The sequence below is a fragment of the Microbacterium sp. MYb64 genome (assembly GCF_002979495.1).
GTDB lineage: Bacteria > Actinomycetota > Actinomycetes > Actinomycetales > Microbacteriaceae > Microbacterium > Microbacterium azadirachtae_A.
This window is the reverse complement of the sequence record NZ_PCOW01000015.1, coordinates 74,762-97,193: the sequence shown is the minus strand read 5'-3', so window position 1 is coordinate 97,193 and position 22,432 is coordinate 74,762. Positions and strand designations below refer to the sequence as shown.

Sequence of the window (22,432 nt, the reverse complement as noted above, 5' to 3'; positions counted from 1 at the left end):
GACGCCAACCCGGCCCCCAGCCCGCGGACGGCGTCGCGCAGGGTTCCGTCGCCGCCGGCCACCAGCACGAGCGAGGCGCCGGCGGCGGCCACGGCGGCGACCGCGGCGGCGGTGTCGTCGGGCGTGGTCGCCACCGACGACGGGGTGAATACCACGACCGGCTCGAGCCCCGCGTCCGCCACGGCGGCGGCGCCCATGGCACCGGCCGCGGTGAGGATCCGCACCCCGGGGTGCGAGCGCGCGAGGACCGCCAGCGCCTGTCCGGCGCGTTCGTGCGCGCGCGGGACGGAGCCGTGCTCCGCCGCCCGCGCCTGCACGGCCGCGCCGTCGGAGCCGGCGAGGCCCGCGGGCCCGCCGACTCCGGCGACAGGGTTGACGACGAGTCCGATCACGGGATCAGGCCCCGGCGGTGGCGCCGACGAGCTCCGCGTCCGGCAGGCCGCTCGCGGCCGGACCGGCCGGGATCTCTCCGAAGTACTTCCGGCGGTAGGCGCGCCAGGTGATCGCCCAGCGCTCCGGGTCGTCGAGGTCGTCGTGGTGCGTGTGGTGCACGGTCTGGTTGTGCGGCGCCGTGCGCACGAGCTCGGGGTTGTCCCTGGCCTCCTGCGCGACCTGCGCCAGCGCCGCCACGTACTCGTCGATCTCGGCCTTCGAGTAGCACTCGGTGGGTTCGAGGGTGAAGGGCTGCGGCACGACGTACGGGTGGTGGCTCGTCCAGTAGTGGAAGCCGTGGTCGGCCATCCGGATGCCGATCTCCTCCGACGTGATGCCGGTCTCCTCGAACAGCTCCTGCCACGAGTACCGCACCTGCTCGATGCGGCGGCGACCGGTCGCGTACGGCGCGGACGCCCCCGGGATCTCGAGCACCTTCTTGAGCAGGTAGTTGTTGTTCAGCGCCGCGATCTGCGAGGCCGCGAGCATGCCCTCGGCGCCGAGCGCCATGATCCATGCGTACGCCCGCACCACGTGCAGGATCACGCCGTGCGCCGGCGCCACGTGCCCGATCGACAGCTCGCCGGGCTCGCGGACGACGAAGCGCCCTTCCACCTGCTCCACGCGCGGTCCGGGCAGGAACGGCGCGAGCGCCGCGCTCACCGCATTGGCCGCGGCGCCGGGGCCTCCGCTGCCGTGCGGTGCGGAGAACGTCTTGTGCAGGTTGAACTGGCACACTTCGAATCCGGCGTCGCGGGCGCGCGTGATCCCGAGGATGCCTGCGGCGTTGGCCTGGTCGTAGGAGGCGAGGGCCCCGACCTCGTGCGCGGCGTCGACCCACTCCTTGATCGCGGGGTTGTAGATGCCGGTGTCCTCGGGGTTGGTCACCATGATCGCCGCCGTCCGCTCGGAGAGCGCCGCCTTGAGCGCGCCGAGGTCGGGGTAGCCGTCGGCGTCCGGGTAGATCGTGATGACCTTGTATCCGGCGACCTTGGCCGCGGCCGCGTTGGACGGGTGGCTGAAGATCGTCGTGATGACCTCGTCGCGCTGATCCGCCTCGCCGCGCGACGCGTGGTAGGCCCGGATCATCGCGATGTTGGTCCAGATGCCGGCGGATCCGCCCGGGGAGGCGAGCGACACGGCGTCCATGCCGGAGATCTCGGCCATGAGCCGCTCGAGGCGCCAGATCGTCTCGAGCGCGCCCTGCGTGTCGGCCGGATCCTGCGCCGGGTGCAGGGCCCGCAACTGCGGAACCTCGATGAGCTGGTCGTTGATCTTCGGCGAGTACTTGATCGTGCACGTGCCCTGGCCGATGTCGACGTTGAGGTCGGATCCGAGGTTCTCCTGGGACAGGCGCAGGTAGTGCTTGAGCACGCGCATCTGCGCGATCTCCGGCAGCGCCGGCGGGGTCTGACGGCGCATCCCCTCGGGGAGGGCGGCGACGACGTCGCCGACGGCCTCCCGCACCGCCGGCTCGACCGGTGTCACGAGGACGCCTCTCTCGCCGGGCGTGGACAGCTCGAAGACGATCGGCTCATCCCAGCTGGCCTGCTGGAATCGGCGGGGGCTCTGCTTCGGGGCGATGGGAAGGCTCACTTCGTCTCCTCCTTGCCGTCGTCGCTCAGTGCGTCGCACGCGTCCTGCTCCTCGGGGTCGATGGCCGTCGCGAGCGCGGCGGCGAGGCGGTCGATGTCGGATGCGGAAGTGGCCTCGGTCACGCACACGAGCAGGGTGCGCTCGTCGACGACCACGCCCGGCTCGATGCCCTGCGCGCGGAGCGCCGTCACGACATCGGCGGCACGGGCCGAGTCGAAGCGGACCGTGAACTCGCGGAGGTGCAGCGCGTCATCGCCCAGGGCGACGCCCGGGATCGCGGCGAGCTGCCGCTGCGCATACGCGGTGCGGGCGAGCAGCAGTTCGCCGAGATCGGCCATGCCCTGCGGTCCCATGAGCGCGAGGTGCACACCGGCGGCGATGCCCCACAGCGCGGCCGCGGTGCCGACCCACTCCTTGCCTTCCTCGCGGTGCGCGAAGGAGGTGCGGTCGTAGGCGACGTCGCCGAAGCCGTACTCGCCCGGCACGTCGGTCGACTCCAGGCCGAACAGCCGGGACGGCATCTCCATCACGAACCGCGGCTCGTCGTGCACGGCGACGAAGCCGGCGTGCGCACCGCCGAACCACTGATGCAGACCGAGGGACTGGATGTCGCCCGTGACGATGTCGGCCCCCTGCAGGGCGGGCGGGGTCAGCACGCCGTACCCGATCGGGTCGGTGCCCACGACGACGACCGCGCCGGCGGCGTGCGCCGCCTCGGCGATCTCGCGCAGCTGCGTCTCGACGGCGCCGGTGAAGCTCGGCGTCTCGATCCACACGGCCGCGACATCGTCGGAGAGCCGTGCCCGCAGGGCCGCGAGATCCGCGATGCCGCCCGCGGTGGGGATCCGCTCGATCTCCAGGTCGGCGCGCGTGTAGTCGCGAACCTTCGAGTCCTTCTCCGGCAGCACGTCGCTCACGGCGAGCACGACGCCGCGGCCGGTGAGCCGGCCCGCCATCGCGAGGCCCGTGGCGGCGGCCTGGTAGCCGTCGTAGGTCGGCACGTTCACGACGTCCATCGCGAGCAGCTCTGCCATGAGCGACTGGTACTCGAAAAGCGCCTGGAACCGGCCGTGGTCCTCATACGGCTCGCCGGCGTACGCGGTGAGGAACTCGCTGCGGCGGATGACCTCGTCCACGACCGCCGGCACGTAGTGGTTGTAGGTGCCGGCGCCGAGGAAGCTCAGACGCTCCTCGGTGGTGCGGTTCTGCGCGAGGATCCCGCGCACGTGCCGGGCGAGGTCCTGCTCGGCCGGCAGCGGCGCCGGCACGTCCAGCGGACGGCGCAGGCGCAGGTCCTCCGGCACGTCGGCGTAGAAGTCCTCGACAGAGGCGGCGCCGACGGCGGCGAGCATCTCCGCGTGGGTCTCCGGCGCCGTGTTCGGGATGTAGGGATGCACGAACGTCTGCGTCATGCCAGCTCCTTCGACGGGGTGGCCTGGGTGGGCCGGGGGGTATGGGCAAAGGTGAGGAAAGGGATGCGGTCCGTGCTCGGCGAGGCGATCACGGCGACGCCGTAGGCGCCCAGCGCGAGCTCTCCCGCGGCCTCGGATCCGGTGATCAGATCGCGGCCGGACATCGGCAGCCGGAAGGTCACGGGGTCGGCCGCGTGGTTCAGGAGGAACGTGTAGTCGGTCGTCCCGTCCGAGCGGGTGACGGCCTCGGCCTGCACGGAGTCGTCGTCGCGCGCGGGCAGGCCCGCCGTGCGGAGGACGTCGCGGAACACCGCGGCGAGGCCCTCGGGCCGCAGCATGGCGCTGAGGTACCAGGCGGATCCGGCTTCGTGCGCCCGCCGGGTGACCGCGGGGCGCCCCGCGAGCTCGCCGGTGGCGTACGCGCCGCGGATCTCGACGTCGGGATCAGCCTCGATCCACTCGCCCCAGTGCGGCACCGCGAGCGCGTCCTCCCCGTAGGAGAGGTGCTCGAGGACGCCGTCCGCGATCGGCCACTGCTCGTCGACCTCGACGCCGAGCAGGTCGCGCAGCGGACCGGGGGCGCCGCCGTCGTGCACCTTCTCGGTGCTGTCGACGACGCCGGAGAACGGTCCGACGACGAGCGTCCCGCCGCGGGCGACGAAGGCGCGCAGCGCCGCAGCGGGCTCCTCCTCCAGGATGTAGAGGTTCGGCGCCACGATCACGTCGTAGCGGTCGAACGGGGTGCCGCTCGCCTCGCCGCCCACGCGCACGGCGTCGACGGGGTGCCCCAGTGCGTACAGCGCGCGGTGCCAGCCACGGGCTTGCTGCGCCCACTGCAGCCGCTGCGAGGGCAGCGACTCGACCGCGCTGGATCCCCACCAGGAGTCCCAGTCCACGACGAGGCCCACGCGCGAGCGCACGCGGCTGCCGCGCACCGGCTCGAGCCTCTTCAGCTCGAGGCCCAGCGCCTTGGTCTCCTGGAAGCTGCGCGACCGCTCTCCGCGGTGGCCGAGCATCGACGAGTGGAACTTCTCCTGGCCGTACTTCGCCTGGCGCCACTGGAAGAACATCACCGCGTCGGATCCGTGCGCCACGGCCTGCAGACTCTCCACGCGGATCTTCCCCGGGGCCTTCGGCACGTTCACGTCGCGCCAACTCGTCGCGCTCGCCGACGACTCCAGGAGCAGCCAGGGGCGCCCTCCCTTGAGCGCGCGCATGAGGCCGTAGTTGAGCGCGGCGCCGACGTGCGAGGTCGGATCCATCGGATCCGGATACGCGTCGTCGGTCACCACGTCCTCGCGCTCGGCGAAGCGCCAGTAGTCGAGGTCGCGGAACATGCTCATGAAGTTCGTGGTCACGGCGATGTCGGGGGTGACCTCGCGCAGCACGTCGATCTCCACCTGGAAGAGCTCGAGCATCGCGTCCGAGGAGAACCGCTCGAAGTCGAGCAGCTTCGTGGGGTTGATCGGCCCCGGCGCCTTCTTCGGCGTCTCGATGTGCTCCCACGACGTGTAGCGCTGGCCCCAGACGTTGACGCCCCAAGCCTCGTTCAGGCCGTCGAGGTCGCCGTAGCGGTCCTGCAACCAGCGCCGGAAGTGCCGGGCCGACTCGGGGCACCAGCAGCGCGAGACGTGATCGCCGTACTCATTCGAGATGTGCCACATCGCAAGTCCGGGGTGCTCGCCGTAGCGCTCGGCGATCGCACGCGTCATGCGCGCGACGTTCTCTCGCCAGATCGGCGAGGACGGGCAGTAGGTCTGCCGCGAGCCGAACTCCAGGCGGTGCCCGTCGGAGTCCCAGGGCGCCATCTCGGGGTGGGCGCGCAGCAGCCAGGACGGCGGAGTTGCGGTCGCGGTCGCGAGGTCGATGCGGATGCCCGCGTCGTGCAGCAGATCCAGGATCCGATCCAGCCAGCTCCAGTCGTAGACGCCGGGCTCCGGCTCGAGCTGCGGCCAGCTGAAGATCGGCAGGCTCACCATCGTGACGCCGGCCTCCTGCATGAGGCGGACATCCTCGAGCCACACGTCCTCCGACCACTGGTCGGGGTTGTAGTCGCCGCCGAAGGCCAGGGCGTCGATGCGGACCTCGCGGATCCGCTCGTCGTCGAGATGCTGGGCCACGAAGGCTCCTCCCTGAGTCTTTTCGTGCACGTGCCGTGCCGATGACGACGTTTCCCATCGTCAGGTGTATTTTGTATACATAACACTATGACGCGATCGAGATCGCGTCAACAGCACGAGCCTCGAGCACTGTCGCTAAGGTTCCACTGGAGGGGAAAGATGGCCATCGAACGCAAGAACCTCCGTTCACAAGTGCGCGAGGAACTCCTCGCGCGCATGCGCACGGGGAACGTCCGGCCCGGCGAGGGCATCAACGAGGTGCAGCTCGCCGCCGAGCTCGGCGTCAGCCGCACGCCGCTGCGCGAGGCGCTGATCGCTCTCGAGTCCGAGGGGCAGATCTCCAGCGAGAACGGCAAGGGCTTCCGCTTCGTGCCGCTCAGCGCCGGCGAGTTCGAAGACCTGGCGCCCGTGATGGCGACGCTGGAGAGCCTCGCCCTCGAGCTCAGTCCCGTCGAGGAGCTGAAGACCGTGGGCGCGCGCCTGGTCGAACTCGCCGAAGCGTTCACGGATGAGCACGTCGAGCACTCCCTCGTGATGACGAAGGACGACGAGTGGCACACCGTCATGCTGTCGGCCTGCCCGAACCGGCGCCTGCTCGACGTGATCGAGAGCGTGCGCGGATCCTTCCACCGCTATGAGGCCCTTCTCGTCGCCGAGGACGTGAAGATCGACCGCGTCGCCGCGGAGCACGCCGCCATCGCCCACGCTCTCGCGTCCGGCGACGTACCCGCCGCGATCGAGGCGCTCAAGGTCAACTGGCTGCACGGCATGCGCCGGATCCTCGACAACTCGTCGAGCGCGTACTTCTCGGCCTGAGCCTTGCTCGGGCGAGCCGTCACCCCTTGACGGCTCCCCCGAGCAGGCCGGCCACGAATTGCTTCTGGAACACCAGGAACAGCACGAACAGCGGAAGCGTCGCGAGCAGGGATCCGAGCATGAGCCCGGAGTAGTCGACCCGGCTCAGGCCGATCATCGTGTTCAGCGCGACCGGGACCGTGTACCTGTCCTCGCTGTTCAGCATGAGCAGCGGCCAGATGAACGAGTTCCACTGGCTGATGAACGTGTAGATCACGAGTGCCGCGATCTGCGGGCGGGCGACCGGGAGCACGATCCGGTAGAACGTGCGCAGCTCGCTCGCGCCGTCGATCCTGGCCGCCTCGATGAGCGTGGCGGGGAAATCGAGGAACCCCTGGCGCATGAGGAAGATGCCGAACGCGTTCGCGAGGAACGGGACGATGAGCGCCTGGTAGCTGTCGATCCATCCGGCGCTGGCCATCATCTGGAACAGCGGGACCAGCAGCACCTGCATCGGGATCATCATCGTGACGAGGATCACGCCCAGCAGCACCCCGCGTCCGCGGAACCGATAGGTGGCGAGGCCGTAGCCGCACATGATGCTGACCAGCGAGCTGAACACCGTGTAGACCACGGCCACGAGCACGCTGTTCAGCATCACCTGGCCGAACCCGATGCTCTCCTGCAACCGGCCGAGGTTCTGCCAGAACTCGCCACCGGGAAGGAGCGGCAGCGGCGTGACGAACAGGTCGCTGGTCTTGTGCGTGGAGGCGATGACCATCCACAGGAACGGGACGAGCGCGAGCACGCTCGCCACGACCATGACCGCGTAGACGGGCGCCCGAAGGACGATCCTGCGCATCAGCGGCTCACCGGAACGTCCGGAGGGCTGACCGGCGCGCCGACCGCGGCCGGTGGTGATCAGCTGCGTCGTCATGGCTTCTCCCTCAGGATGCGGAACTGGATCACGGCGATGATCCCGGTGAGGATCACGAGCATCCACGCGATCGCACTGGCATAGCCGAAGTCGAACTGCTGGAAGCCGATCTTGTACAGGTACAGCACCGGCGTCAGGGTCGCATTGTTGGGACCGCCCCCGGTGAGGATGAAGTTCTCGTCGAAGAGCTGCAGCGCGCCGATCGTCGACGTGACGCTCGTGAAGATCAGCACGGGCCGCAACTGCGGGACGACGATGTGCCGGAAGATCTGCCAGCGCCCCGCGCCGTCGATGCGCGCGGCCTCGTAGAGCTCGGGCGGGATCGACTGGAGCCCCGCAAGGATGATGACCATGTTGTAGCCGGTCCAGCGCCAGGTGATCGAGGCGATCACGGCGACCCGCGCCCACCACTCGTTGTTCAGCCAGTCGATGGGCCCGGCGCCGAACAGCGCGAGGAACTGGTTCAGCAGGCCGCCGTCCGTGGTCATGATCACGCGGAACACGACGGAGTAGGCCACGAGCGTCGTGATGGCGGGCAGGAACGTGAGCAGGCGGAAACCCGCCCGGAAGCGCAGCCACGCCTGGTTCAGCAGGTAGGCGAGGCCGACGGCGAGCGCCATCATGATCGGCACCTGGACGACGAGGATCAGCAGCGCGTTGCCGAGGCTCTTCAGCACCAGCGGATCCCGGAGCATCCGCGCGTACTGGTCGAATCCGACGAAGGTGCTCACGCCGCCCGAGGTGCGGAAGAAGCTCTGCAGCAGCGACACCGCGAGCGGGTACGCGAAGAACAGCACGAGCAGCGCGGCGGCGGGAAGCGCGAACCACATCCCGGGTCGCTGCATGCGCGCGGCGAAACGACGACCCGTGCGGGGGGACTCGCGACGACTCTCGTCGCGACTCCCCTCCGCCGGAGGCCGCCGCACAGTGGCGACGGTCATGTCAGCCCGCGATCTTGCGGCCGGTCGAGTTCGCGATCTGGGCGGCCGCGTCGTCCAGCGCCTTCTTCGGATCCTCGCCGTTCAGGACCGCGGCGCCGACGGCGTTCGTGACGGCGTCGCTCGCGACCGACTGGTCGGATGTGAAGGTGATGGACGGGATCTTCGGCGTGAGCCGGGCGAAGGCCTGGAACACCTTCTGCCCGCCGAAGTAGTCGCTCGGCTGCTCGAAGAAGTCGGCCTTGAGCGCCGGGAGGTACGCCGGGAAGAGGCCCTCCTTCTGCATCATGCTCGACTGGTTGCCGCTGTTCGCCAGCACGTAGGCCATGAAGTCGGCCGCGAGCTGCGGGTTCTTCGCCTGCGCGGGGATCGCGAGACCGGATCCGCCGTTGTTCGACGTCGGCGCACTGCTGCTGTCGAAGACCGGCAGGTCCCGCACGGCGTACTTCCCGCTGAGCTCCGGGGCTTCGCCCTCGAGCGTCCCGATCCACCAGACCGCCTCGGGCGTGACGGCGGAGTCGCCGTCCTTCGCGCTCGTGACGCTCGCATCCCAGCCCTTGGCGTTCTTGATGAGCCCCTTCTGCTGCATGGTCTGCAGCAGGGTGAGCGCCCGCACGGCGTCGGGCGAGTTCACGGTGATCTCGCCCTTGTCGTCGAAGTAGCCTGCGCCCTGCTGCTGCAGGTACATCGAGAGGGATCCGCCCGCGGAGAGATCCGCCGTGAGCAGGGTGTGCCCCGTGGCGGCCTTGATCTTCTCGCCCGCCGCGACGAGGTCGTCCCAGGTCTTCACCGCCGAGGGATCCACGCCCGCGGCCTGGAAGTAGTCGGTGCGGTAGTACAGGCCCACCGTGCCGGAGTCCCAGGGCGCCATGTGCAGTGCGCCGTCCTTGCCGGTGCCGGTCGCCCACTTGAACGGGTCGAAGTCGGCCTTCTTGTCGCCGAGCACGGGCGAGAGATCGGCGAAGCCCTTCGGGAACTGGGTGAGGTAGCCCTGGTTGTGATCCGTCTCGAGCGTGATCATGTCGGGGAGCCCCGTGCCGGCCTGCAGGCCGACCGAGATCTTGTCGTAGGCGTTGTCGTAGCCGATGTCGACGACCTTGATCGTGGTGCCCTTGTGCGCCTTCTCGTAGTCGGCGCCGAGCCGCTTGAGCGCGGTCGCGGCGACGTCCCACGACCAGATGGTGATCGTGCCCGTTCCGACCCCATCCGCTTTCAGGGCCTCACCGCTCGTGGGCGCCCCTCCGCCGAACGCGCACCCGGACAGGGCGACAGTCGCCGTCGCCCCGATCGCCAGCGCGAGCATGCCGCGTCGCTTCATCATGACCTCCTCGTCAGAACTGGATATTGCATACAGTACACGCGTGGTTACGCAAACACCAGGTTCATCGAGGTCGACTCCGCCGACGCCCCTACCGCACCGCAAGACGTCGAAACCCCCACGGAGCGTCGGGCCCCCTCCTGCTTGCGCACTTGCGAGGGGGTGTCGAATCTCTGTGGGGGTTTCGCGCGTCAGCGGCTGAGCTCGACCGCCAGATCGATGAACAGCGCGGCCGACCAGGCGAAAGCCGTCGTCGCACGCTCGGCCTTGAGGCCCGTGCGCGGGTTGAAGTACTCGTGCGGACCGCCGCCGTGGATCACCAGACGCACGGTCTGCTCGCGCAGCGCCCTCGCTCGCTCGGCCTGACCGGCCGTATCCAGACCCTCGGCGATGAGCGCGCTGGTGTTGATCCAGATCGGGCCGCGCCACATCCGCTCCGGGGAGAAGTCGGGATCCGCCGCCGAGACCGTCGGCAGCCCCCACTCCAGCGCATACCGTTGCGGGTCGTCGATCGCCTCCCGCAGCGCGGTGCGGGCCTCGTCCGGCAGCCCCTCCACGCGCAGCGGCAGGAGCCCCACGACGGTGTCGCTCGCGATGCGCGCCTCGTCGCCTGCTCCCGGACCCCTGGCGATGAAGCGCCGCTCGGCCGGATCCCACAGCCGCTCCATGAGGAGCGCGGTCGTGCGCTCGGCGCGGGCCAGGTGCGGCGCGACTGGATGGCCGGGCAGGTAGCGCGCCGCGAGCGCCGCGATCTCCCTGTCCTGCTGCACGAGGTAGGCCGCGAGGTCGGGAGCCGTCGTGGGGATCGGCCCGTCGAACACCGGGCTGTCGTCGAGTCCCGAGGAGTACGGATGGCCGTATTCCGGCAGCCCGTCGCCGTCGAGGTCGGATCCGTTCCGCTCCGGCCCCGCGAACCACCAGTCCTGCGAGCGGATCACCCGCTCCAGCTGGGTCGCGGCCCACTCGGGCGCGTCCTCGACCTCGAGCACCTTGCGCAGCGCCCACGCGGCGAGCGGCGGCTTGGTGAGCGGCACGGGAGCACTCGGATCCGCGGCCTGCGAGCCGGCGCGACGCAGCGTCGCCCGATCCGACTCCGGCAGGTCGTCGCTCGTGGCGAGCACGCCCTGCTCGTGCACGACGTCGGGGAGCTGGCCGTTCTCACGCGGGAACCGGAACGCGAGCTCGAGCTGCTCCCTGGCGAGCTCCGGGTCGCCGTGACGCAGGCCGACCGCGATGAAGTACGCATCCCACTGCCAGAGTCCGACGTAGCCGATCTTCGAGGGCACGATCGCCCGAGCGCCCTCGAGCGAGGGCAGCTCCACGATGTTCGCGCCGAGCACCCACCAGCAGAAGGCCGCCATGTCCTGCAGGTCCTCGCGCACCCGCGGGCAGCGGTCGAACCACGCCTCCCACAGCGTCTCGAGCGCCTCTTCGGCCGCGTCGTGGGCGCCGTCGTGCTGAGCGGAGACCGCGACCGTGCGATCGGCGGCGACCTCGATGCGGATCCCGGATCCGACCTCGTGGCGGGACTCGCCGCCGTCCGGCAGCACCAGGCGGACGGAGGCCGCCGGATCCCCGCCGATGCTGAGCGTGCGCAGCCCGTCGAAGGTGAGGGTCACGGCCCCGAATGAGATCCGGTGCGGCTGCACGTCGACGATCGGGAGGATCCGGCCGGACGCGTCGTGCACGACGAGCGCGTCGAGCACGCGGCACTGATCGAGCCGCCGCTCGTACTCGGACGTGTGCACGCGCACACCCTCGCCCTCGCCCTCGCCCTCGCGGAACACCAGCAGGCGCGAGCGCGGCATCGTGAACGGGGCCGTCACCAGGTCGAGGTGGCGGCCCGCGGCGAGCGCGAGCTCCGCGGCGGAGGCGACCCCGGCGGTCGGGATGGGGACATCCGTCACGTCAACGCCCTCCGAGACCCGACGCAGCCATGCTGTTCAGGATCCGGCGCTGCCCGATCACGAACACGATCAGCATCGGCACGGTCGAGATCGCCGAGGCGGCCATCACCAGCCCGTAGTTCACCGAGCCGAACTGCCCCTGGAACGACTGCAGCAGCAGTGGCACCGTGAACAGGTCGGGGGTGTTGAGCAGCACGAGGGGGAACAGGAACGAGTTCCACACGTCGAGCGCGACGATGATGCTGAGCGCAGCGAGGCCCGGCTTGAGGTTCGGCAGGATCACCTGGAAGAAGGTGCGGATCCGGCCTGCCCCGTCCACGAGCGCCGCTTCCTCGAGCTCCCGCGGCAGCGACAGCACGAACTGGCGCATGAGGAAGACCGCGAAGGGGTTCGCGATCATGCCGGGGATGATGAGGGCGAGGTGCGAGTCCACCCACCCGAGCTGCGACATCAGCAGGTAGAACGGGATCAGCGTGACCTGCTTGGGGATCATCTGCGTGGCGAGGAAGACGATGAACAGCACCTTCGACCCGCGGAAGCGGATCCGCGCGAACGCGTAGCCGGCCATCGAGGCCGTGATGAGCGTGCCGATGACGACCAGCACCGCGATGTAGGCGCTGTTCAGGTACGCCTGCGCGAACGGCACCGCGTTCCAGGCCTGGACGTAGTTGTCGAAGGTCCACGGGCTCGGCAGCACCGACAGCGGGTTCTTCAGCAGCTGCGGCAGCGTCTTGAACGAGGTCAGCAGCATCCAGATGAACGGGAAGACCATTCCGAGTCCGGCGACGACCAGCACGACGTGCAGGATCGTCGCGGACAGGCGCCGGCGCCCCTTGCCGGCGACGCGCGGACGGATCCGCCGGCCCGGCGCGACGAGGGCGATCGTGGAATCGGTGGCGGGCGCGTGTCCGCCGGTCGTGATGCGCGTGGTGTCGACGCTCATGCGGGGTCATCCTCGTAGTGGACGAACTTCTTCTGCGCGGCGAACTGGATCCCCGTGATGACGAGGGTCAGCAGCAGCAGGATGATGCTCGCGGCCGATGAGAGGCCGAAGTTGAACTGCTTCATGCCGAGGTCGTAGATGTGGTAGACGATCGTGCGCGTCGCATTGTCGGGTCCGGCGTTCTTGACCAGGACGTAGACGGTGTCGAACGTCTGCAGCGACGAGATGAACGCGATCACCGAGGAGAAGAAGACGATCGGCGACAGCAGGGGCAGCCGGATCGCGGTGAACAGCCGCCAGGCGCCCGCGCCGTCGATCCGCGCGGCCTCGATCACCGACGGCGAGATGTTCTGCAGGCCGGCGAGGAAGATGATGACGTTGAGGCCCAGGGACGACCAGATCGTGACGATGCACACGGCGATCAGGGCGAGCCGCGGATCCTGCAGCCAGTCCGGCGGCGCGACCCCGAAGACCTTCGAGATCGCCGACGACAGCACGCCGTCCGCGCGGAACATCTGCTGCCACATCATCGCGACGGCCACGGTCGAGGTGACCACCGGCGCGAAGAACAGCACCAGGTAGAGCGTGCGGGTCTTCAGCTTCTCGAGCGCGACCGCGATCGTCACGGCCAGAGCGAGGCCGATCGGCACCGTGATGATCGCGATGAGCAGCGTGTTCAGGATCGCGCGGCCGAAGAGCGGATCCGTGAGCTCCGTGGCGAAGTTGTCGAATCCCACCCAGCTGAGGTCGGTCAGGCCGTCCCAGTGAGCGAACGCGAGCACGAGGCTCGCGAGGAAGGGCACGAGCACGAAGAGCCCCATGCCCACCAGCTGCGGCCCGACGAAGGCGTAGCCCCAGCGCCGGTCGCGGCGGCGCCAGGCGGCCTCGCGCCGCCACCCGGGCGCCGTCGTCGACGGCGCCCGGGTGTCTACAGCCTGCGTACTCATGGTCACTTGCCGTCCTGGACCAGCTTGCCGACGGCGTCGAGCGTGGCCTGGGCGTCCTGCTTGCCCTGGTAGAGCGCGAGGAACTGGTCGCCGATGCCGCCGCGGATGCCAGGAAGGCGCGCCTCGGTGGGGTAGTTGACGAAGCCGATGTCGCGCATGTCGAGGAAGGTCTGCGCGTGCGCCGGGTAGCCGTCCAGCACGACGTCGTCCGCGCCCTTGATCGACGGAACGGCGTTGCCGCCGCCCTTCAGGCGGAGGGTCTGGCCCTCGGCGGAGAGGAACTCGGTCCAGAACGTGAAGGCCGCGTCCTTGACCTTGGTGCCCTTGTTGATCGCGAGGAACGAGGTGGCGACGCCGGTGGGCGCAGCCTTGCCGTCGGGCGTGGGCCACGGCGCGATGTCGTACGAGTCCTTGGATCCGGCGGCCTCGACCGTGCCGATCGTGTAGCGCCCCTGGACGAAGAAGCCGGCCTTGTGCGAGACGAAGAGGCTGTCGGCGCCCGCGCCGTCGGGCAGAGTGTCGGCGACGAGGAACGTCTTGTCCTGGAACAGGGATCCGAGCTGATCCAGCGCCTTGACGGCGCCGGCGTCCTTGTTCGCGACGAACTTCCCGCTCTTGTCGTACGGCGCGGAGACGCCCTGTGAGCTCAGCCAGCTCCACTGCGTGGACCAGTAGTTCCAGAACATGGTTCCGGTGAGACCCGCATCGCGGAGCTTCTTGTTCATGTCGAGGAAGGCACTCGTGGTCCACTTGCCCTCGCCGGCGAGCGTGGCAGGATCCTCGGTGATGCCGGCGGCCTTGAGCGCCTCCTTGTCGTACCAGAACACGTCGGGGTTCGAGTCGTTGGGAGCGGCGTAGATCTCGCCGTCCTTCTCCGCCGCACCGAACAGCCCGGGCGAGAAGTCGTCGACCTTGCTCTTGCTCTTCGCTCCGTCCATGAGGGACTTGAGCGGCATCAGGCGGTTGGATCCGACGAACTGACCGACCATGTCGTCGCCGACGTAGAAGACGTCCGGCGCCGTGTTGCTGGTCAGCTGTGCGAGAAGCTTGGAGTGGTAGTCGTCGTAGCCGGCGACGGGCTGCAGCTTGACCGTGATGTCGGGGTGCCGCTTCATGAACTCCTTGTCGAAGTCCTGATAGCGCTTGAGCTCGTCGGCGCTGCCCCAGGTCGACCAGACCACGGTGGATTTGCCGCCGGCAGCGCTGCCGCCACCGGAGGCGCCGCCGCTGCACGCGGCGAGGCCGAGCATCAGCGCACCGGCGGAGACCGCGGCGAGAGTGCGCAGGAGTCGAGGGTTCGAGCGGGGCATGACGCCACCTCTTTCGTCGTTGAAGGGCCCTTCGGGAGTGCGGGACGCACTCAGTATTATGTATACAGAGCGCGATCCTGTCAATGAGTGCTCTTGTTCCGGGTGACGCGCGCGACCGAGCACGCCGAGTGCACGGCCAGGTGCCGAACGCACGGCCTGTTCACGCGAAGAACCGGTGCACCCGGCAGGATCCCGTGCACTCGCGCTCGGTACCGGCAGGATCCGGTGCACTCGCGGCCCGCCCCCGGGGCACCGGGGGCATACGCTCGAGGGGTGAGCCTGCTCGTCACCGTCCCCACCGCCGAACTCGCCGCCGACATCGCCGCTCAGGGTCCGCTGCCCGACGGCGTGGAGGTGCAGGTCTGGGACATGACCACGCCCCCGCCGGCACCGCGGATCGACATCGTCGTGCCGTCCTACCTCGGACGGCAGCGCTTCTCCGCGCTGGACGGCATCGAGGTCGGTCTCGTGCAGGGGCAGATGATCGGCTACGAGGCTGTGATCGACCGCGTGCCCGCGGGGGTTCCGTTCGCGAACGCCGCCACCGTGCACGAGCCCGCCACCGCCGAACTCGCCCTTGCACTGACCCTCGCGGCGCAGCGCGAGCTGCCGCGGTTCGTGCGCTCGCAGGATGCGGGCGTGTGGGATCGGGCGTTCACGTCGAGCCTTGCGGATCGCCGTGTGCTGCTGGTCGGCATCGGCGGCGTCGGCAAGGCGGTGGCCCGTCGCCTCGCCGGCTTCGAGACCGCCATCACCGCGGTCGCGCAGACCGCCCGCACCGAGGTGATCGACGGCGTCGGCGAGATCGCCGTGCATGCGCTCGCCGACCTGCCCGCGCTTCTCCCCGACGCGGAGATCGTCATCCTGTCGCTGCCCGGCGGATCCGCCACGCACCGGCTGTTCGACGCGGCCATGCTCGCGCGCATGGCCGACGGGGCGCTGCTCGTCAACGTCGGCCGTGGAACGCTCGTCGACACGGACGCGCTGGTCGCCGAGAACGGCCGGATCCGCGCCGCCCTCGACGTCATGGATCCGGAGCCGCTGCCCGAGGGCCACCCGCTGTGGACCGCGCCCGGAGTGCTGTTCACCCCGCATGTCGGCGGTGCCTCGACGGCCATGAGCCCGCGCATCGCGGCCCTCGTGCGGACCCAGATCGACCGCATGCTCGCGGGCGCGGAGCCGGTGAACCTCATCCCGCGCTGAAATCCGGTGACACGCCCCCACGAGATCGCCGCGTTTCGTCTCGGTCGCCTCCGGCTGGTCCCTGAGCCTGTCGAAGGGCGCTCAACGACCGGGGCGGGAAGCTCCTGATCGAACCGATTCGATCCCCGCGTTTCCGGGATGCGCCGGCGTCCCGGTACCCTGATCGCATGGCCGAGATCGAGCAGCAGTCCGCCCCCGGATCCGAGTGGTGGCGCACCGCCGTCATCTACCAGATCTACCCGCGCTCCTTCGCCGATGCGAACGGAGACGGCATCGGCGACCTGCCGGGCATCACGTCGCGCCTCGACGCGCTGCAGGACCTCGGCGTCGACGCGATCTGGCTGAGCCCGTTCATGCCCAGCCCGCAGAAGGACGCGGGCTACGACGTCTCGGACTACCGCGGCGTCGATGCGCTGTTCGGCACGCTCGACGACTTCGACGCGATGCTCGCGGCCGCGCACGCCCGCAGCATCCGCGTGATCGTCGACCTGGTGCCGAACCACTCCTCCGACCAGCACCGCTGGTTCCAGGAGGCGCTGACGGCCGCCCCCGGCAGCCCCGAGCGCGCGCGATACATCTTCCGCGACGGCAAGGGCGAGCACGGCGAGCTGCCGCCGAACAACTGGCAGAGCGTGTTCGGCGGCGGCATGTGGACGCGGATCACCGAGCCGGACGGCACACCGGGCCAGTGGTACCTGCACATCTTCGACCCGAGCCAGCCCGACTTCGACTGGACGAACGAAGAGGTGCGCGAGGAGTTCCGCGGCGTGCTCCGCTTCTGGCTCGACCGCGGCGTCGACGGCTTCCGGGTGGATGTCGCCCACGGCATGATCAAGAAGGCGGGGCTGCCCGACTACACGCCCGACGACGGCGCCGACTCCATGGGCGGCGATCAGGAGGACGTCCCGTACTGGGGCCAGCCCGGCGTGCACGAGATCTACCGCGACTGGCACGACGTGCTCGCGGCCTACGACGGCGACCGCGCCCTGTGCGCGGAGGCCTGGCTGCCCACGCTCGACCAGATCGCGCTGTGGGTGCGCCCGGACGAGATGAATCAGGCGTTCAACTTCAACTACCTCATGACGCCGTGGAACGCGAAGGAGCTCCGCGCCGTGATCCGCGACTCCCTCGACGCGTTCGGGGCGGTCGGCGCCCCCAGCACCTGGGTGCTCTCGAACCACGACGTCGTGCGCCACGCCTCGCGCCTCGCCCTCACCTGGGACAACCCGCAGGGCGACGGCATCGGCCCGCGCGATGAGCCCAAGCCCGATGCGGCCCTCGGTCTCACGCGCGCCCGCGCCGCGACCACCGTGATGCTGTCGCTGCCCGGATCCGCCTACCTGTACCAGGGCGAGGAGCTCGGGCTGCCCGAGGCGATGGAGATCCCGGATGAGTTCCGGCAGGATCCCACCTGGTTCCGCACGAGCGGCGAGCGCTACGGACGCGACGGCTGCCGCGTGCCGCTGCCGTGGAGCGGCACCACGCCGTCCTACGGCTTCAACGACACCGGCGCCTCCTGGCTGCCGCAGCCCGCCGAGTGGGCCGAGCACGCGCGCGCCGCCGAGGAGGGCGCGGACGGCTCCACCCTGGAGCTGTACAAGACCCTGCTGCGGCTGCGCAAGGAGCGCGGGCTCGGATCCGGATCCCTCATCTGGGAGGACCTGGGATCCGACGCGGTGGCGTTCCGGCGCGGGGATCTTCGCGTCGCGGCGAACCTCGGCGAGGCGCCCCTGTCGCTCCCGGCGGGTGCCGCGATCGTGGTGCACAGCGCCCCCGAGGCCGGGACCGTGCTGCCGGCGAACTCCGCCGCCTGGTACACGATCGGCTGATACCCCTCAGGTCGTTGAGCGAGGACGCGCAGCGACCGAGACGAAACGCGGCGCCCTCTCAAGGAGCGGCAGAGGCGTCACGCCGGGTCGAGCGCCTCCACGGGCGGCTCGCCGGCGTCGACCGGAGCGACCGCCGCGTCGCGGCGACGCTGCGTCGCCGCGGTCACGAGCTGCACCCCGAGCGTCACCGCGAGCACGACGCCCGAGAGCAGCAGCAGCTGGTCCGGCACGGCGCCGGCGGCGAGCGCGAGACCGCCGAGCGCGCTGCCGAGCGCACTGCCCAGCATCATGGCGCTGTTGTTGAGCGCGAGCACGAGGGCGGCCACCGCCGGCGGCACCATCGTGGCGAGCCGGGTCTGGGCGGCGACGCCGGATCCGCCGTTGAAGAAGGCGCAGACCAGGAACCAGATGAGTCCCGCCACGGCGCCGGCGGCGCCGGGCAGCATGAGGCCGGCCCAGCCGAGCAGCGCGGCGGCGAGCACCGTGGCGACGATGACCGTGAGCACGGCGACGGGGCCGCGGCGATCGGTCACGCGTCCGGAGACGATGTTGCCGGCGAGACTCACGATGCCATAGCCGAACAGGGCGCCGATGATCGGGTACCCCTCGCCGATGCGCGGGCCCAGGATGAGCGTCGCGTAGGTGAAGCAGAAGTAGCTCGCGCACATGAGGCCCATCGGCACCAGCAGCACGAACAGGATCGCCGGGCGCGTGAGCGGGCTCAGCGCCTCGCGCAGCGAGAGCGGCGGGAGGCGCAGCGGGCGCACCTTCCACAGGATCCCGACGAGCGCCGCCGCGCCGACGCCGACCACGAGGAACAGCGGGATCCGCCAGTCGGCCTGTCCGATCACGAGCCCGACCGGCACGCCGAGCGCGGTCGCGAACAGGAAGCCGCCCATCACGAGCGAGAGCGCCCTGCCGCGGTAGTGCTCCGGGGTGCGCGCGATCACGTAGGAGCCGATCACGGCGTTCAGCAGCGCCCCGCCGAGGGCCGACACCACCCGGCCGCTCATCGCCCAGAAGTAGGTGGGCGCGAGGCCCACCATGAGGTTGCCGAGCACGAAGACGCCGAGAGCCAGCACGATCGTCGACTTGCGCTCCCAGCGCCCGGTGAGCGCGCCGAGCACGGGACCCGCGATCGCACCGGTCGCCGCGAACACGCTCATGAGCTGCCCGGCGGCGGCCGCATCGACGTCCAGGTCGGTGGCGATCTGCGGCAGCAGCCCCGCCAGGACGTAGCCGTCGATCCCCATCGAGAAGGTCGCGACGGCGAGCCAGATCAGCGCTCCTGGCCGGAAGCCGGTGTCGTCAGCAGTCGTTCGCACCAGGTCATCCAACCAGAGCGGATCCGCTCCGCGCTCCCCTTTTGCGAGGATTCCGGACGAATTGTCGGACACCGCCTCAGCCGACCACCTCGAACGCGGCGGACAGCAGGGTCTCGTCCCGCGACGACGGCCCGACCAGGAGCTCGAAGGCGCCGGGCTCCACCCGGCGGATCCCCGCCGCGTCCACGATCGTGCAGTCGGCGACCGGCAGCTCCAGCCGCACGCGCGCGGACTCCCCCGGAGCGAGGTCGACCCGGCGGTAGGCCTTGAGCTCCTTGTCGGTCCAGCTCGCGCTCGTGACAACGTCGCGCACGTACACCTGCACCGTCTCGCGCACGGGACGGGATCCGGTGTTGGTCGCCGTCACCTCGGCGACGATCGTGTCGTCCGCGACGAGCGTCGCCGACACGAGCCCCAGCGCGGAGTACTCCACGGTCGTGAACGAGAGCCCCTCGCCGAACGCCCAGGCCGGCGCCTGGGTGAGGTCGGCGTAGCGGGTGCCGTGCTGCCCGCGGATCTGGTTGTAGTACGTGGGCTGCTGGCCGACGTGCCGCGCGAACGAGATCGGCAGCCGCCCAGAGGGCTCGATCGCACCGATGATGAGCTCGGCGATCGCGCGCCCTCCGTGCATGCCGGGGTTGGCGGCCCAGATCACAGCGGCCGCCCCCGCCGCCGAGGCCGGGAGCACGAGCGGCTTGGAGGCCAGGAGCACCACGACCACGGGCGTGCCGGACGCGATCAGGGCATCGAGCAGCGCGTTCTGGCCGCCGATGAGCTCGAGGGTCGCGGTGGAGCGGCCCTCGCCGACGAGCTCGATCCTGTCTCCGACCACGGCGACGACGACGTCCGCGGCCTCGGCGGCGCGGACCGCCTCCGCGAGCAGGAGCGGATCGGACGCGGCCGGCACCACGACCGGCGGCCTGGGCTGCCCGTCCGGGAACGTCGCTCCGAGCGGATCGTCCTCGAGGGTGAGGATGTCCGCGCCCTGCGCATGCCGCACGGCGAGGCCATCGACCGCGCGCAGCCCGTCGAGCACCGTCGTGATCATCTCGCGGGGCTGGCCGTCGAGCCAGCCCGCCTGGCCGGATCCGCCGGCCCAGTCACCGAGCTGGGTCTGCGCGTCGTCGGCGAGAGGGCCCACCACGGCGACGCGGATCGGATCCGCGGCCGTGAGCGGAGCCGTCGCCCCGAGCGGCAGCACCCCGTCGTTCTCCAGCAGCACGATCGACCGCCGCGCCACCTCGAGGTTGAGGTCGGAGTGCGCCGCGCTGCCCACCACGGCGTCCAGATCGGACGAGGGCAGGCGCGGATCCTCGAAGAGCCCGAGGTCGAACTTCAGCGTGAGGATGCGGGCCACCGCGGCATCGAACGCCTCCGGCCCGAGCAGGCCCTGCTGCACGGCCTCGAGCGCGCCCTCGTAGAAGTGCGGGGTGGTCATCACCATGTCGTTGCCGGCGCTCACCGCGGCGGCGGCGGCATGCGCGTAGTCGGGCTGCACGCGCTGCTCCCAGACCATCCTGCCGACGTTGTCCCAGTCCGTGATCAGCGTGCCGGTGTACCCCCACTCGCCGCGCAGCACGTCGCTGAGCAGCCAGTCGTTGACCGTGATCGGCACTCCGTCCGTGGTCTGATAGCCGAGCATGAACGTCCGGCACCCCTCGCGTGCGACCCGCTCGAACGGCGGCAGGAACCAGCTGCGGAGCTTCCGCCGGGAGATGTCCGCCTCGCTCGCATCGCGGCCGCCCTGGGTCTCCGAGTACCCGGCGAAGTGCTTCGCCGTGGCGAGGATCGCGGTCGGATCCTCGAGCCCCTCCCCCTGATAGCCGCGCACCATCGCGCTCGCGAGCTCGCCGATGAGGAACGGATCCTCACCGAACGTCTCGCTGATCCTCCCCCAGCGCAGATCGCGCGCGATGCACAGCACCGGCGAGAACGTCCAGTGGATCCCGGTCGCCGCGACCTCCTCGGCCGTGGCGCGGGCGACCTGCTCGATGAGCACCGGATCCCAGGTGGCGGCCATGCCGAGCTGCGTCGGGTAGATCGTCGCGCCCGGCCAGAACGAGTGCCCGTGGATGCAGTCCTCGCCCACCAGCAGCGGGATGCGCAGCCGCGTCTCGGCGGTGAGCCGGTTGGCCTCGAGGATGCGCTCCGGCGAGGTGTGCAGTATCGAGCCGACGTGACGCCGCAGCACGTGGTCGCGCAGGTCGTCGCGCGCGTCCAACTGCAGCATCTGACCGACCTTCTCCTCGACCGTCATACGACCGAGGAGGTCGGCGACGCGTTCGGCCGTGCCGAGGCTCGGATCGCGGAAGGGCAGGACGTCGCTCATGCGGTGGTGGTGCTCTCTGGTTCGGCGGCCGCTCCGGCCGCGGGGGACGAAGCCGGCAGCGCGGCGGGACGCACCGCGGTCACGGCGGCGTTCTGGTCGATGCCGCGCTTCTTGAGCGCGCGGGCACGCTCTCCGGCGGAGCGCAGGCGGGGGTTGACGTATTCGTCGATCCCGAAGTTGATCAGCGACAGCGCGACGCCGAGCAGGGCGATGCAGAGCCCGGCCGGCACGTACCACCACCAGTAGTCCGGGAAAGCGTTGTTCTGCTGCGCCCAGAACAGGATCGTGCCCCAGTTCAGGTTCGACACGGGGATGACCCCGATGAACGCGAGCGTGGTGAGCCCCAACACGGCGGCGGTCATGGTGCCCACGAAGCTCGACGCGATGATCGCCATCAGGTTCGGGAGCATCTCGACCAGGATGATCCGGTGCAGCGGTTCGCCGTTGGCGCGCGCGGCCTGGATGAAGTCGCGATTGCGCAGCGACATGGTCTGCGCACGCAGCACCCTCGCACCCCACGCCCAGCCGGTCAGCCCCAGCACCGCGGCGATGATCCACAGCGGCGGATCCTGGAACTGCGACGCGACGATGATGATGAGCGGCAGCGCAGGGAGCACGAGGAAGACGTTCGCGAGCGCCGAGAGGGCCTCGCTCTTCCAGCCGCGCAGATAGCCGGCCGTGACCCCGACGACGATGGCGACGACGGTCGCCATGATCGTCGCGAGGAAGCCGACGAGCAGCACGCCGCGGGTGCCGTAGACGAGCTGACTGAACACGTCCTCGCCGATGTGCGTCGTACCCAGCAGGTGCTGGAGCGACGGCGCCTCCAGCGTCTGATCCAGGTGCTGCGCGGTCGGCGGATACGGCGCGATCCACGGGGCGAAGATCGCGACGAGCACGAAGGCGCCCAGGATGATCAGGCCGGTCGCCGACTTGGGGTTGCCGAACATGGCGAGCGAGGCGCGCAGCTGCGACCAGAACGTGCGCCGGGATCCGGCTCCGGCGTCCGCGGTCAGCACCGCGACCGTCTCGGGTGCGCCGGCGCCGGGGGCCGGTGCCAGGAGCTCTTGCTTCGTGGTGGGAACGTTCAT

At 70.3% G+C, this 22,432-nt stretch carries 17 protein-coding genes; 3 read left to right on the top strand and 14 right to left on the bottom strand.

Annotation, left to right across the window (positions count from 1 at the left end):
- The 4 genes from CQ044_RS13770 to CQ044_RS13755 form a co-directional block, all read right to left on the bottom strand.
- The coding region (locus tag CQ044_RS13770) for an NAD(+)/NADH kinase (RefSeq protein ID WP_181158321.1) at window positions 1–392 on the bottom strand (392 nt) is incomplete at its 3' end.
- Between the two features lie 4 nt (window positions 393–396).
- On the bottom strand, window positions 397–2,028 hold the full coding sequence (gene gcvPB / locus CQ044_RS13765; RefSeq protein WP_105688989.1) for an aminomethyl-transferring glycine dehydrogenase subunit GcvPB: 1,632 nt from the start codon (window positions 2,026–2,028) through the stop codon (window positions 397–399).
- The gene (gene gcvPA / locus CQ044_RS13760) at window positions 2,025–3,440 is read right to left on the bottom strand and encodes an aminomethyl-transferring glycine dehydrogenase subunit GcvPA (protein WP_105688988.1); all 1,416 of its coding nucleotides are present in this window, start codon (window positions 3,438–3,440) and stop codon (window positions 2,025–2,027) included. Before gcvPA ends, gcvPB begins: the two co-directional genes overlap by 4 nt.
- Window positions 3,437–5,560: a beta-galactosidase gene (locus tag CQ044_RS13755; protein WP_105688987.1), complete on the bottom strand. Its 2,124-nt coding sequence runs from the start codon at window positions 5,558–5,560 to the stop codon at window positions 3,437–3,439. The genes gcvPA and CQ044_RS13755 overlap by 4 nt, the downstream gene beginning before the upstream one ends.
- A 159-nt stretch (window positions 5,561–5,719) precedes the next feature.
- Between CQ044_RS13755 and CQ044_RS13750 the strand changes: the two genes are divergently transcribed.
- Window positions 5,720–6,376 (top strand): GntR family transcriptional regulator, encoded by a 657-nt coding sequence (locus CQ044_RS13750; protein WP_105688986.1) that lies wholly within the window; start codon window positions 5,720–5,722, stop codon window positions 6,374–6,376.
- 19 nt (window positions 6,377–6,395) lie between these two features.
- Here CQ044_RS13750 and CQ044_RS13745 read toward each other — a convergent pair whose 3' ends face one another.
- The 7 genes from CQ044_RS13745 to CQ044_RS13715 form a co-directional block, all read right to left on the bottom strand.
- Entirely contained in the window at window positions 6,396–7,292 is an 897-nt protein-coding gene (locus CQ044_RS13745; RefSeq protein WP_105688985.1) for a carbohydrate ABC transporter permease, read from the bottom strand.
- Window positions 7,289–8,137 (bottom strand): carbohydrate ABC transporter permease, encoded by an 849-nt coding sequence (locus CQ044_RS13740; protein ID WP_105688984.1) that lies wholly within the window; start codon window positions 8,135–8,137, stop codon window positions 7,289–7,291. The genes CQ044_RS13745 and CQ044_RS13740 overlap by 4 nt, the downstream gene beginning before the upstream one ends.
- Window positions 8,138–8,234: 97 nt before the next feature.
- A complete protein-coding gene (locus tag CQ044_RS13735) occupies window positions 8,235–9,551 on the bottom strand; it encodes an ABC transporter substrate-binding protein (RefSeq protein WP_258133314.1) in 1,317 nt (438 codons plus the stop codon).
- Window positions 9,552–9,739: 188 nt separating this feature from the next.
- Window positions 9,740–11,455 carry an amylo-alpha-1,6-glucosidase gene (locus CQ044_RS13730; RefSeq protein WP_105688983.1) on the bottom strand — a complete coding sequence of 572 codons (1,716 nt, stop codon included), beginning with the start codon at window positions 11,453–11,455 and terminating at the stop codon, window positions 9,740–9,742.
- Between the two features lies 1 nt (window position 11,456).
- Complete coding sequence (locus CQ044_RS13725) at window positions 11,457–12,398, bottom strand: carbohydrate ABC transporter permease (RefSeq protein ID WP_105688982.1); 942 nt, start codon at window positions 12,396–12,398, stop codon at window positions 11,457–11,459.
- On the bottom strand, window positions 12,395–13,345 hold the full coding sequence (locus CQ044_RS13720) for a carbohydrate ABC transporter permease (protein ID WP_105688981.1): 951 nt from the start codon (window positions 13,343–13,345) through the stop codon (window positions 12,395–12,397). The genes CQ044_RS13725 and CQ044_RS13720 overlap by 4 nt, the downstream gene beginning before the upstream one ends.
- A 2-nt stretch (window positions 13,346–13,347) precedes the next feature.
- Window positions 13,348–14,655: a sugar ABC transporter substrate-binding protein gene (locus CQ044_RS13715; protein WP_105688980.1), complete on the bottom strand. Its 1,308-nt coding sequence runs from the start codon at window positions 14,653–14,655 to the stop codon at window positions 13,348–13,350.
- 273 nt (window positions 14,656–14,928) lie between these two features.
- Between CQ044_RS13715 and CQ044_RS13710 the strand changes: the two genes are divergently transcribed.
- Together CQ044_RS13710 and CQ044_RS13705 are read left to right on the top strand one after the other, a co-directional pair.
- Window positions 14,929–15,858 carry an NAD(P)-dependent oxidoreductase gene (locus CQ044_RS13710; RefSeq protein WP_105688979.1) on the top strand — a complete coding sequence of 310 codons (930 nt, stop codon included), beginning with the start codon at window positions 14,929–14,931 and terminating at the stop codon, window positions 15,856–15,858.
- 167 nt (window positions 15,859–16,025) lie between these two features.
- Entirely contained in the window at window positions 16,026–17,687 is a 1,662-nt protein-coding gene (locus CQ044_RS13705; RefSeq protein ID WP_105688978.1) for a glycoside hydrolase family 13 protein, read from the top strand.
- A 77-nt stretch (window positions 17,688–17,764) separates the two neighbouring features.
- On the opposite strand, the gene CQ044_RS13700 is transcribed toward CQ044_RS13705, so the two are convergent.
- The 3 genes from CQ044_RS13700 to CQ044_RS13690 all read right to left on the bottom strand — a co-directional run bounded on the left by CQ044_RS13700 (window position 17,765) and on the right by CQ044_RS13690 (window position 22,432).
- Window positions 17,765–19,012, bottom strand: coding sequence for an MFS transporter (locus tag CQ044_RS13700; RefSeq protein WP_258133313.1), 1,248 nt, complete (start codon window positions 19,010–19,012; stop codon window positions 17,765–17,767).
- Window positions 19,013–19,088: 76 nt separating this feature from the next.
- Window positions 19,089–21,341, bottom strand: a complete 2,253-nt coding sequence (locus tag CQ044_RS13695) for a glycoside hydrolase family 3 N-terminal domain-containing protein (RefSeq protein ID WP_105688977.1) — start codon at window positions 21,339–21,341, stop codon at window positions 19,089–19,091.
- Entirely contained in the window at window positions 21,338–22,432 is a 1,095-nt protein-coding gene (locus CQ044_RS13690) for an ABC transporter permease (protein ID WP_105688976.1), read from the bottom strand. Before CQ044_RS13690 ends, CQ044_RS13695 begins: the two co-directional genes overlap by 4 nt.

What these genes read in the sequence shown, in the direction of transcription:
- gcvPA (WP_105688988.1), bottom strand. Translation starts at nt 3,440, where the DNA reads ATGACGCAGACGTTCGTGCATCCCTACATCCCGAACACGGCGCCGGAG.
- CQ044_RS13750 (WP_105688986.1), top strand. Translation starts at nt 5,720, where the DNA reads ATGGCCATCGAACGCAAGAACCTCCGTTCACAAGTGCGCGAGGAACTC.
- CQ044_RS13745 (WP_105688985.1), bottom strand. Translation starts at nt 7,292, where the DNA reads ATGACGACGCAGCTGATCACCACCGGCCGCGGTCGGCGCGCCGGTCAG.
- CQ044_RS13740 (WP_105688984.1), bottom strand. Translation starts at nt 8,137, where the DNA reads ATGCAGCGACCCGGGATGTGGTTCGCGCTTCCCGCCGCCGCGCTGCTC.
- CQ044_RS13735 (WP_258133314.1), bottom strand. Translation starts at nt 9,551, where the DNA reads ATGATGAAGCGACGCGGCATGCTCGCGCTGGCGATCGGGGCGACGGCG.
- CQ044_RS13725 (WP_105688982.1), bottom strand. Translation starts at nt 12,398, where the DNA reads ATGAGCGTCGACACCACGCGCATCACGACCGGCGGACACGCGCCCGCC.
- CQ044_RS13720 (WP_105688981.1), bottom strand. Translation starts at nt 13,345, where the DNA reads ATGAGTACGCAGGCTGTAGACACCCGGGCGCCGTCGACGACGGCGCCC.
- CQ044_RS13715 (WP_105688980.1), bottom strand. Translation starts at nt 14,655, where the DNA reads ATGCCCCGCTCGAACCCTCGACTCCTGCGCACTCTCGCCGCGGTCTCC.
- CQ044_RS13705 (WP_105688978.1), top strand. Translation starts at nt 16,026, where the DNA reads ATGGCCGAGATCGAGCAGCAGTCCGCCCCCGGATCCGAGTGGTGGCGC.
- CQ044_RS13695 (WP_105688977.1), bottom strand. Translation starts at nt 21,341, where the DNA reads ATGAGCGACGTCCTGCCCTTCCGCGATCCGAGCCTCGGCACGGCCGAA.
- CQ044_RS13690 (WP_105688976.1), bottom strand. Translation starts at nt 22,432, where the DNA reads ATGAACGTTCCCACCACGAAGCAAGAGCTCCTGGCACCGGCCCCCGGC.